Annotated in this window: 5 protein-coding genes and 2 tRNA genes; 3 read left to right on the top strand and 4 right to left on the bottom strand. The window is 41.3% G+C overall.

Translation table 11 applies throughout. The annotated features are described in order from the left end of the window. Positions 1-2: 2 nt before the first annotated feature. From P278_RS15190 to P278_RS15205, 4 genes are read right to left on the bottom strand one after another with little or no spacing between them, the layout of a single operon-like run. Positions 3-890: a mechanosensitive ion channel family protein gene (locus P278_RS15190; RefSeq protein WP_038268733.1), complete on the bottom strand. Its 888-nt coding sequence runs from the start codon at positions 888-890 to the stop codon at positions 3-5. 43 nt (positions 891-933) lie between these two features. Further along, positions 934-3291, bottom strand: coding sequence for a penicillin-binding protein 1C (pbpC, locus tag P278_RS15195; RefSeq protein WP_038268734.1), 2358 nt, complete (start codon positions 3289-3291; stop codon positions 934-936). Positions 3292-3308: 17 nt separating this feature from the next. Next, positions 3309-8834: an alpha-2-macroglobulin family protein gene (locus P278_RS15200; RefSeq protein ID WP_038268735.1), complete on the bottom strand. Its 5526-nt coding sequence runs from the start codon at positions 8832-8834 to the stop codon at positions 3309-3311. A 32-nt stretch (positions 8835-8866) separates the two neighbouring features. Then, the gene (locus tag P278_RS15205) at positions 8867-9937 is read right to left on the bottom strand and encodes an isoaspartyl peptidase/L-asparaginase family protein (protein WP_038268736.1); all 1071 of its coding nucleotides are present in this window, start codon (positions 9935-9937) and stop codon (positions 8867-8869) included. A gap of 135 nt (positions 9938-10072) precedes the next feature. Between P278_RS15205 and P278_RS15210 the strand changes: the two genes are divergently transcribed. From P278_RS15210 to P278_RS15220, 3 genes are all read left to right on the top strand, one after another. Beyond that, positions 10073-11005, top strand: a complete 933-nt coding sequence (locus P278_RS15210; protein WP_038268737.1) for a DUF58 domain-containing protein — start codon at positions 10073-10075, stop codon at positions 11003-11005. Between the two features lie 84 nt (positions 11006-11089). Beyond that, positions 11090-11166, top strand: a tRNA-Asp gene (locus P278_RS15215). A gap of 886 nt (positions 11167-12052) precedes the next feature. Then, positions 12053-12126: transfer RNA gene (locus P278_RS15220), tRNA-Asp, on the top strand. Positions 12127-12512 lie beyond the last annotated feature (386 nt).

Below are 12512 nucleotides of genomic sequence, written 5' to 3' on the forward strand. Positions count from 1 at the left end.
AATTACAGATCTTTTTTAACTTTTAATGGAATGTCAGGTTGATTTTTGTATAGTTTAATTTCTTTAACATCTGCAGGCAGGTTAAAGTCTGCCTCTTCAAGCTTCTGTTTAACTTCCTGAATGATTTTACCTCTTAACACCAACGACGATACACCGTAATCCAGGGTGGTGTTCCAGAAATAAACCTTGAGGTTTACCGTACTCGGAGCCAATTCATCTTCTGCTACAAAATTTGTATGTAAGTCACTGCTCACAATAAGTTTATTATTATCCAGAACCCCTTGAATGATCTTTTTCGCCTGTTCGATATCATCTTCATATCCAATACCAACAATAAACTCATTTCTTAAAAACCCATCCGCCGTATAATTACTCACCGGCTTCACCAATACATCAGCATTGGGAATATAGATATCGCGGCCGTCAAAAGTCTTGATATGAGTGTAGCGGAATTGTAAAGCCTTCACCTTCCCGAACATCTCTTCAATTTTAATGGTATCGTCGATATTAAACGGACGATTAAAAGCCAGGATAATTCCCGATAAGAAGTTTTTCCCAATATCCTGGAAGGCAAAACCCAATATAATGGCTGCACCACCTGCAGCAGTAAGGATTCCGGTCGCTATATTGCTCAAGCCGGCCGCCTCAAGAGCGAGCATCGAGGCAATTAAGATCAGTGAGATTTTAAAAGCCTGGATAAGGAAACGGGCCATCAAAGGATCATCCGTTTTTTTAAGAATCCTTTTACGGAAAAAGTTAGAGATAATTTTTGCCGTAAGAATCCCGATGATAATGATTAGAATCCCAATGAAAATTCGGGGAATCGTCTCAAGTAATTGATGATAATATTCCTGAAGTGAATTATAGATGGTTTCGGTGGCTTTCTTCATAAAGCTGTTTTACATCAGTAAGTTACTAAAAAAGTTGAAACCACTATGAAGTCGTTTCAATTTTAATCCTGCGCTGTAGCTCGTTACCGAATTCATCAATAACGGTCAATACATGATTACCTTCTTTGGGCAGTATGGATAGTTCGTGAAAATCTTTGGTCGAACCAATAAAATCATCGTCTAAATACCAAAATACCATCGTAGCAGGCTTCGAGTGGGCAAGCTTAAATACAAGTTCATTACGGGTACCATCGAAATCTTTGGTCACCACCATTGTTGAATTTCCTTTGGGAATAATAAATTCCATAGATGGCATTACTTCAGTTATACAGCCCTCCTTAAAGGGAGGGAGTTCCCTATAGGCAGAATTGATGTCTTTATAGTAATAGGCCATTAAAGGAGGTAATACAAACCACGATTTGTTAACGATGTCTTCAATGGACAAACACGATGAGTTAACCCTGAACTGTTCATTCTTGTCTAAGTGAATCAGCTTATGAAACGGACAAACTTTGAATCTTTGTCCGTTCGGTGAAGTGTACAAGGAAACTTCGGTACAAATATCCGAAGCCAGGTAACCGCTTTTAGAGCATACCTTAATCTTGGTAAGATCGTCATAGGGCGCATCAAACCACCCAACATCAGGGAGCCGGTCAAATACGTCAAATAGAATAGGGGCGGCACTACCGACACCCGTCAGGGCAGGGCGACCTTCCCCGTCAGCATTGCCAACCCAGACACCAACAGCATATTTTTGAGTTACCCCGATAGCCCACGCATCCCTGTTCCCGAAACTGGTGCCCGTCTTCCAGGCAATTTGTTCCGAAGAATCATAAAACTCCCAGGCTTCTTCTCCTTCCGGACGGTTCACCTCTTTCATAGCTTCAAAGGCAAGATAAATGCTGCCGGCTCCATATAAGTTCTTTTGTTGCAGCCTGTGTTCAAAGACAATCGAATCATGGTTTATTATGACAGGTTCCTGAATTTCATTCGAATAATATTCACTGGAAGATTCATTGAAATGGTTTAAAGTAGAAGCAAGGTTAGCATAAGTTTTGGTAAGATCCCATAAACTGCTCTCAGCCCCACCCAGAATAAGTGTTAACCCATAATAATCTGCAGATTTATCGAGATTCTTGATATTGAACATGTTAAGCTCTTCTCTGAAACGCTCCAAGCCATATTCACGTAGTAAGCGCACCGATGGAATATTGAGGGATCTGGCGAGGGCTTTCTTTGCCGGCACAGCCCCATGATAACTTTTATCAAAATTCTCTGGTTGATATCCTGCAATGGTGGTGGGGATATCAGCGACCAGGGTGTTTGGAAGCAGTTCGCCGGCATCCAGCATGGCTGTATATAGCAATGGCTTTAATACACTTCCTGTGCTTCGTGGTGCATCAATGATGTCTACATCTTTTTGGTGTGCATTATCTGTAGGAGTATTACCAACATAAGCCAATACTTTCCTGGATGCTATATCCATAACCATTACTGCGGCATTGTGAACTTCATTCTGACGAAGGAGTTGGTAATGCTGCTCCACAATTTGGTTCACCTGGGATTGAAGGTTGAAATCAATGGTTGTTTGTATGCGCTTCCCTTTTTGCGTCTTATCGATCCGCTGTAATAAATGAGACGCTTTTTGAGGTAAAGGAAAAGGCTTTTGAGGGAGCGCTTCAAGTATAGATAGTTGATAGGTAAGAGAATCAATAATATGCTCCGTATATAGTTTTCTTAAAAGGGTGTTGCGCTTGTTGAGTAGTTGTGTCTGGTTTTTCCCGGGATATATTAGCGCAGGGGCATTGGGTAAGACCGCTAAGGTAGCACTTTCTGCCCATGATAATTGATGTGGTTGTACTCCAAAATAACGCCAGGCAGCCACATCGATCCCGACAACATTCCCTCCGAAAGGAGCATGAGAAGCATATAACCTTAAAATGCCTTCCTTCGAAGCCCTTAATTCCAATCTGGTGGCGAGAACGAGTTCTATAAGTTTCTCGAAATAAGTCCTGCGTTGCCCCTTTCTCGAAAGTCGAATAACCTGTTGCGTTAAGGTACTGCCTCCACGAACCACTTTGCCGGCCTTAATGTTTTCAATAAGGGATTTCACGATGGAAACAGGATTGAAGCCCGGATGCTCATAAAAGTAAGCATCTTCAAATTGAACGATACAGCTGGCGAATTTATCAGGCACACTGTCCGTTTCAGGAAATCGCCATTGTCCATCATCAGCGATTTTAGCCGCTAATAGCTTCCCGTCTTTACTTTCAATTACGGTCGCTGTCGGATCATCAAAAAGCTGCTTGGGTAAACAATAATAATAAGCTATTGACACTAGGAGTAGTGCCAATAGCTTTTTAGGATGCCTTTTAATGAATAGGACAATTTTTTCCTTCATGCTTTAATTAAGAACGCTTATTGCGTTACCTCGATCCATTTCCCTTGCGTGCGGACCATAAAGTCATTATCATACATCGCCTCACATTGGATACCCGGCAGATAATATTTTCCGAGATAAGAAGCGTTCAGTAATATCCGAACCGTTTTTGATTCATGCTTTTTCAGATCAAAATAGAAAAGGGCACGATCATCTCTGAGGTCAGTATGGGTCACCTGATTGGCAGCAAAAGCTCCAAAATCAGTAAATCGCGTATTGACAATTTCCCATCCGCTTGGGAATATTTCGGTTAAGGCAATATCTCTGATGTCCTCTCCTTTTTTATTCGTAACGGTTACCTCCGCTATAAAGTTGGTCCCTTGGGTGAGCTTATTAATGTCTAGTACACTTCCATCCCTTCCCTTAAACACAACCTGAGCAGTTAAATTACGTTGCTCCGTTTTTTCTTCACCAACAGGCAATATGCCGGATGAAATAACCTTAACAAAGAGGGTCGCCTCTTTGTTGTTCTTAACAACAAGGCTGTTGCTCCCTTTTTTAACAGTCAAATTCCTGTTCGCCAGCGTCTTATCAGAACTGATAGACTCCTCCTTGCCATTAAGGGTATAAGAAGCCGTAATACCTTTTCCTCCGATATAGGCCGCAAATTGAGCCATGCCCAGTAAGCTGTATGCTGTAGTCTGGGTACTCATCCATCGGGTTTCATTCAATCTTTTAGCAATGGTTTCAGCAAGCTCCTGTGCCTTTCCTTTTTCATCTAAAAGGATGAGCGTTTCCAGGGCCATAGCCCTGTTTCGGTCCGGTGAACCATAGGTGTGGCGATCACTGCGCTGAGGTTCAAAACTGATGTTTGCGGTATTGAAAATTTCTTTTGCCGCCTGCTCCTGCCCAATTAAAGCGTAGGCTGCCGCAAGGCGATGCTTCGTTTCGTTCGATATGCCTGAGGTTTCACGTAACCTGTTCATTGAAGAAACATCCGCATTACCCGACAAGGCCAGCGTATACAGACGGTAAGCTTGTGCAAGTCCCGACCTGGTGCTCGATTTTCGCCATTGTTTAGCCGCTTGCTTTTGGTAACTGATCCAGTTTTGCTTAAATGAAATTGGTAATACATAACCCTGCTTCTCAGCCTCTAACAAGAAGTGGCCCGCATAGGAAGTGCCCCAGTCATTCGCGTGATTTTGACCATACCAATATGAGAAACCACCGTTTGGCAACTGATGATCCCCCAGTCGTTTAATGGCCTTTTCAATATTGCCCTGAATCTGTTTCTTTTTATCGAAAGTGAGGTCAAAGATATTGGCCAGATATAACTGTGGGAAAGCAGCAGAAGTCGATTGTTCCACGCAACCATGTGGATATCTGATTAGATACTGCATCCTGCCCGAAAAATCCATTGGAGGAAGCGTAGAGAATTCTATCTGTGCAGTATTCGATCCCGTGATCCCAAAAGTTTCAATATTGATCGTTTGGGAACCGTTATGATCAAGTATTAGCTCTTCGGTTGAGTTGGTAACCGGATTTGGATTGATGACATCGATTTCTACTTCGTAGGAAGCACGTTCTCCATTTCCTCTGGCCTCAATCACTACTTTTCCAATACCAGAAAAGTCAGAGATGTCCAAGTCGAAATACACCATTTTTTCATCCGGCTCGGCAAACGATAATTGCTGCGTTGGCGCTCCTGCGATGGTAAATGCATTGTTCTTTTTCAAGCTGATGGTAACATCTTTAACCTTGTTTTCCATGGCAAAAACAGTAACAGGAAGTTGCACTCTTTCTCCAGGCGTGATCTTTCGTGGTAAGGAAGCCAATACCATCAGTGGTTTTCGAACCGGAGTTGTTTTTTCTGCTTGTCCATATGCTTCACTTTCCGGATTGCCGGCAACTATCATAGTGCGGACAGACCCTATGTACTTAGGAATCTTTACCTCGTGAGTTTTGGTAGCACCCTCTTTAAGTTCAAAAGGACCCAGATAAACCACCATAGGTTTAAATCGGTTTGCTTTTTTGTTGCGGGCACCAGCCGCATCTTCATCACCTCCAATACTAAATACCTGATCAATACGCCCTCCAAAAGCCCCAATAACATCATCGTAAATATCCCAGGTCTTAACTCCCAAGGCTTCTCGTGCGTAAAAAGTGTTTCGCGGATCAGGAGTTTTAAATCGGGTCAGGTCTAACAAACCTTCATCCACAATAGCAATTGAATATGTCATTGGTTTTCCGGTTTTTTCTGCAACCTTGATAGAGATCTCTTCCTCCGGACGTAGTACATCAGGCATACTGATTTCCGGTTGAAGGATGGTCTCAGGATTTTCAACCATTATAGGTACCACTCCATATAATCGAAGCGGTAAGTCGTTCTCCGTCGTAGCATGAGGTTGTATCAGGGAGATATGCATAAAAACATTCGGCGCATAAAGCTCGCTGATTGGAAGTTCGAATTTAGTGGCTTCCTTTTGTGTGTTTATCCACATAGATTTTAATACCTCAGTTCCATTTTCAATGGTCACCAGGGCACGCCCACCTTCACTGCTTGGAAAAGTAACAACAGCCTCTTCCCCAACATTATAGGTGTCTTTGTCAGTAGAAAAAGCAAGTACGGTAGCTGCAGAAGGATCTGTTTTTCTCGATTTTCCAGCCCATCCAGGCCAATCGATATATACGGTTTGTCCCGTAGCATGCCCCCCTTTTGGATCTTCAACCCGTACTAAGTACCGCCCCCATTCAGGGTATTTAAGTTCAAAATCAAAAGAAGCCTTACCTTCCTTGTTAGTTGTAATCGTTTTAGTGAAAATACTTTCGTGTTCCTGAGAACCACTGTAAGAAGAAAGATTGTCTTCTCCCGAATCCCACCACCAGCGCCAACGGACTTTATAAACGGTAACTTTTAGACCATTAATCGATTTAGGATTACCGTTTTCATCAACAGTAGCCACATCAAAACGATGTTTGACATCCGTGAGAAGCATACCCCGGGTTTTATCGCCCTTTGGAACACTCAATCCTACATAAGTAGCATAAGGCGAATAGGTTTTACTAAAAACATCCGTGCTAAAGTCACCCCCGTTTTCATATACTTTGGTGATAAACGACGCTTTAAGCATTCCCGGTGCTTTATGCTTCAGCTGAGGTTGAACGGTATATGAAGCTTTTCCCTCTGCATCGACAGTCCCTTCGAATACCGCTAGTTCCTCAGAAGAGAATTTACGAGTAGGATCATCAAAAACATAATTCGGAAAAGAATTAAATGCAGTGCTTTTTTGGCTATAACGAGATAAAACATCCGTTTTTAAGTTCTTGGCAATAGCCCCGTGTAGCCATGCGACCTCCATATTAGCCTTAATAGGTCCTTCGGAAGATAAAATTTCCGAGTCGAAGCTTGTTTTGATTTTTAAACGATTCGGTTTAATGGTCTCGATCTTTATGGCCTTGCTAAAACGAGCTCCGCCAACAGCCACTTGTGCAGTCCAGTTCCCCGTAGGCGCATTGTCTGCAGTTTTAATCGGGAAATGGTATAAGTTGTTTAATCCATAGGTTTTGACAACCCTGTGAGTCACCTTTCCAAATGGGTCTTTTAGCTCAAATTTTACCGGGTGGTTAGGCGGTAGCGGATTCGCTTTATCGTTCAGCATAAAAGAAAGGAATAAAGTGTCTCCAGGACGCCATACTCCGCGTTCCCCATAGATATATCCTTTAATTCCCTTTTGTAAAGTTACACCGGAAACATCAAATTTACTCACCGATAGCGCATTGCCATCATTCAGTTTAACATAGGTCTTTTGATTGTTCTTTTCTGCAATGGCAAAAAAGGCCAGATGTTCGGAATCATAAATATTAAACCCATCTTCATCAGTAACTACAGAGCCCAGTTCCTGTTGTTGGTAGTTGTAAAAAGTAATCTTTACCCCCGCAATTGGTTTTGCAGTCACCAGGTCGGTAGTGCTCACAAAATAACTCTTGTTTTTTCCTGATTTTACGGTAACGCCGATATCCGAAGCGAGAACATTAGTACTGATCTTTTTGCCGTAATAATACGATTGGCTGCAGGGATTTTCTCTTTCCGACCAATTGTATCCGTAATAGTAGTCGTTATAATAACTTTCACTATTATCCCAATAGCTTTCCTCATCAACCTCCTCGTCGTAATTAGCTTCTTCCGGAACGGCCTCATTCGTGCCAGCTTCCCCTTCACAACGGTAGGTACTGTATTTTTTTCCAAAGTTAAATTCAACACGGTAAATAGCCCCGGGTTCCGGAGAGATAAGCGTTTTTAAATCGATGGCATAAGCCTTCCATTTACCGTTGTTTTCCGTAAGATTGCTTTGTAGTTCGATGGTTTGTCTGGCAATTGGCCTCGCCACTCTTCTGAGATCACTGCCGCCATTCAAATCGTTGTATTGAAGAAACTGAAGCACATTATTTTCAAATACCTTGATTACAGAAACGTCCACAGCGCTGAGGTTCACGGCCTCAAAGTTTACCTTGAGATTGTTGGATGAAGGTAAAATGGTCCCGCTTTGCAGCAATCGTACCTGAGGTTTTATCTGCTCGAAAGCAATACGCTCATCGAAAGTATTTTTCATTTTATACCCGTCCGTACTTTCAATTCCCTGGAAAATTTCAAGCGAAAGTGTCCCTTTCAATGTTTTGTTCGGATAGGCCTTAAGAAGATTCCCCTCAACGGAAAACTTAAGCTTTTCTGCTCCCTCCAGGACTACCAAGCCATCAAAGGGCTGGTTTCGTTTCAGAGGATCAGAGAAATTAATTTCCAGGTATTGCTGGTCACCGTCAACTACCGTTACGTTAACCACCGAAAAATTGTTCTTCCCGGGAATATTGATCGCTGTTTCCCCCTTAGAGTCAATTTGAAACGAAGATCCATCCCAGTTTACCAGTACTTCCGAGTCATCTTCAAAACGTTGTATACTGTCAATCGTAAAGGAGAATTGCGTACCTGTTGAAATCCCTTCCTCAAACTTTATAGAGATTTGTTTTTTGTTTTGGGTGGCAGTTACCAACCCTCTGGCAGTTTCAAGATTCAATACATCACTGCTCCTTAACGTAGCTTTAATGTATTGCCAATCCTTGCTATATGATTGTAAATGATCCGTAGTGATATTAAACTCTTGCTTCAGGGTTCTGGTGGTGAATTTGAACACTTCAAATTCATCAGGGATATCAGGGATGATATCTTCCAGGTTTAAAGCAATGGTGTATTCCGTATGCTGTGTAAGAGGAGCGTCGGGAATAAATGAAACGGTCTGGTTGTTTAAAGCAACTACCTTCCCTTTTACATTCGGAGTGATTTTTATAAGGTTGTCGTCTAAAGGCATATCATTTGTCCATCCCGCAACCGGATTTCTCAATACAATCCTAAAGTCATCGTGAGTTGAGATCATCCCGGGAGAAACATCTGAAATGTATTCCCTGAATTTATAGAGGTTCTCAACCTGCTCTTTAATTTCGTCTTTTTGGTCTTTACACGAGAAAATAATCAACGCGAGGAGGGGGAGTAGATAAAAGTAATTCAGACGCATGTTTTGTTTGTTAAAAGAGTTTTTATGAAGTATTATTCTTTGTAGATACCGATGTAGAGTTCCCCGTCTTTATTCATCGAGGCGCGGTACATTCCGGCAGTATTAAATTCCATAGCCACATTTCCTTGATGGTCGATAGCAATAATACCACCGGTTCCACCAAGCTCCACTAGTTTCTTTTGAATAACTTCCGAAGAAGCCTCCTGGAGTGAACTGTTCTTGTATTCCATCATGGCCGAGATATCGTAAGCTACCATACCCCTGATAAAGTACTCTCCCCATCCCGTAGATGAAACGGCGCAAGTATTGTTATTAGCATAAGTACCCGCTCCGATGATCGGAGAATCTCCTACACGACCCCATTTCTTATTCGTCATACCACCCGTTGAGGTTCCCGCAGCAAGATTTCCGTTTTTGTCCAGGGCCACACACCCCACGGTTCCGAATTTGGAGTCCTTGATCGAAGGATCGTAAAAGGCAGACTTATCATCATGGTCAAGTTCGATCTGCTCACGTTCTTTAGCACGTTCAAGTGATTTCATTCTTGATTCAGTATAAAAATAGGAAGGATTTACCAATTCAATGTTCTGCTCTTTGGCAAAAGCTTCTGCACCCTCTCGGGCAAACATAACATGCTCAGATTTCTCCATAACCGCACGAGCAAGATTAATAGGATTTTTCACTGTAGTCACTCCCGCAACCGCCCCGGCATTGAGCGTGTTCCCATCCATGATCGAAGCATCCAGTTCGTTTTTACCCTCATTGGTGAAAACCGCACCTTTACCTGCGTTAAACAACGGAGAATTTTCCATTATGTTGATAGTTTTTTCAATAGCGTCAAGGCTGCTTCCCCCTTTTTCAAGAATGGCATAACCCGTTCTGATCGCTTCCTCTAATTTCTGTTTGTATTGAGCCTCAAGTTCATCGCTCATATTTTTTTTCAAAATGGTACCCGCACCTCCATGAATAACAATACCAAAGTTTTCGGTATTGGAGGTTGGTGTTTCTGCTTGAACCGATTCAGCAGCAGGACTTTTCGAAGTGTCGTTTTTGCATCCAATAAAGAGTAATAAAGAGATTGATAGGTAGATAGCGTATTTCATAAACGTGTTTTAAAGACTGATAAAATTAAACATTAGGATCTTTTTATGGTAAAAATCTTACTCATTTTTATGAAAAAATTTTATTTTTCGTTTAGCGCTATTTCAAGTACATTTATCTTTTAAGAAACTATGTCAATGGATATTGGGAAGGAAGTAAATAAGGTACACCTCTATAAAAACCTGGAGCTTTTAGCCGAACAAGTGGTGGAAGGGTTTATTAGCGGATTACATAAAAGTCCGTTTCATGGATTTTCATCAGAGTTCGCAGAGCATAAAATCTACAATTCAGGAGAAAGCACCAAACACATCGACTGGAAGGTATTTGCTAAGACCGATCGTCTATACACCAAACAGTATGAGGAAGAAACGAATTTACGCTGTCACCTGATCATAGATAATTCATCCTCCATGCATTACCCGGAAGTGAAAACCATGGATGTGTCACACCTGAATAAGATCGGTTTTTCAGTACTTGCTGCTGCAGCCCTGATGAATTTACTTAAACGCCAGAGAGATGCCGTTGGACTCAGTGTTTTCTCAGACCATTATGAGTACTATGCTCCAGAAAAGGGAAGTGAAAGACATCATAAAATGCTGCTCAATAACCTGGAGGAAGTGTTGCTATCTGAAAGTCAGGGTAAAGAGACCAGGCCTTACACCTATTTACATCAGATTGCTGAGAAGATACATCGCAGAAGCATGATCTTTTTGTTTACTGATATGTTTCAAACGGAGACTGATCAAAAAGAGTTGTTCGATGCCCTGCGGCATCTGAAGTATAACAAGCACGAGGTGGTACTTTTTCATGTGATGGATAAAGAAAAAGAGCTGCATTTCGATTTTGATGAGGTACCGAAGCGATTTATAGATGTAGAAACCGGGGCACATATCGACCTGTATGCTAAAAATTTTAAAGAGGTATATGAAAAGGAAGTAAGTAAATATTTTAAAGAGATCGCATTGAAATGCGCCCAGTATAAAATCAAGTACATAGAGGCCGATATAGCAAAGGATTTAAATAAAATCCTTACAACATATCTTATTGAAAAACAAAAGTTTAGCAGGTAGCGCTATAATCTTTTAAATTTTTTAAAGAAAAACATTTGCGGAATAAAAAATGGGGTGTATATTTGCAACCGCAAAAGAGATGCAGGTCTGGTAGTTCAGCTGGTTAGAATACATGCCTGTCACGCATGGGGTCGCGGGTTCGAATCCCGTCCAGACCGCCAGCAAAAAGCTTCGAAGAAATTCGGAGCTTTTTTCATTTATAGCAAAATCACTTCAGAAAAAAGCCTTCAATTCATTGCTCAGGACTCCAGCAGTGATCCTTTTAAACCTACAATCACTGGATTCCGCAATAAATGCGGAATGACAAAGAAGTCCAGAATGACACTAGTGAGAAAAACAATTTCCCCCTTTAGGGGTGCTGGGGGTAAGAAATTGTGTTACGTCATTGCGTGCCTTGTATTAACAAGGCGTGGCAATTTCTTGAGGGAGAAATAGATTAAGTTCTGAGTGAAGAGATTCCGCAACAAGTGCGGAATGACAAATAATAAATACTCTGATTAAACTAGTTAATTTCAAGAACCTACAGGCATTTGGATGATGAATTGTTCGGTATATTTATTTAAACCGCCATGGGCTTTGTAAGTGGGGACCCATTCATTGAAGAATCCGTATAAATTAAGCGCTGTTTGAGTCTGTTTCGGGAAACAGACGAGTTCGGTTAATTTAGGATTTAAAATGAAAATGGGTCACTGAAAAGCAAAGGCTAGCGTTTTTTGTTACTTTTTTGGGCAATGCAATTGCGTAGCACATCATGAGCTCCTATATAACACAATAGAAACCAGCGCGAATAAAAAAGAACAGAACATTGTATTGCGATGAATATAACTATTACCTAAGGATTTGATTCAATAAAAATGACATATGAACCCCACTTGGAAAACAGGTAATCACTAGATTCCGCAATAAATGCGGAATGACAAAGTAGTCCAGAATGACAGAAAGTAAAGAAACAATTTCTCCCTTATTTCATTTGTATTCATAAATTCATAAAATGTGTTGTATAATTAAAAAAGGAATGTATATTTGCAGCCGCATAAATGAAATGCAGGTCTGGTAGTTCAGCTGGTTAGAATACATGCCTGTCACGCATGGGGTCGCGGGTTCGAATCCCGTCCAGACCGCAAAAAGCTTCGAAGAAATTCGGAGCTTTTTTCGTTTATAGTAAAATCACTTCAGATTAAAGCACTCCATTCCTTCATCCGGATTCCATCAAAGAGGTTTCACTTAACATATAATCAAGAGATTCCGCAATAAATTCGGAATGACAAAGTAGTCCAGAATGACAGAACGTAAAAAACAATTTCCCCCCTTTAGGGGGTTCAGGGGGTAAGAAATTGTGTTACGTCATTGCTATAACCATTCGTTTATAATATTATATTCCTTGTTCATTTTGTATTCGAGAAATTGTCTATTGGTTTTAAAGGTTCTCATGATGTGCTGCGCAGTTCTTGATGCAAAACGAACCAAAAAATCAAGAAGGTTTATAGGAAATTTTTGCTATCGCAAA

Origin of the sequence: Zhouia amylolytica AD3 (assembly GCF_000511935.2) — a bacterium.
Taxonomy (GTDB): Bacteria; Bacteroidota; Bacteroidia; order Flavobacteriales; family Flavobacteriaceae; genus Zhouia; species Zhouia amylolytica.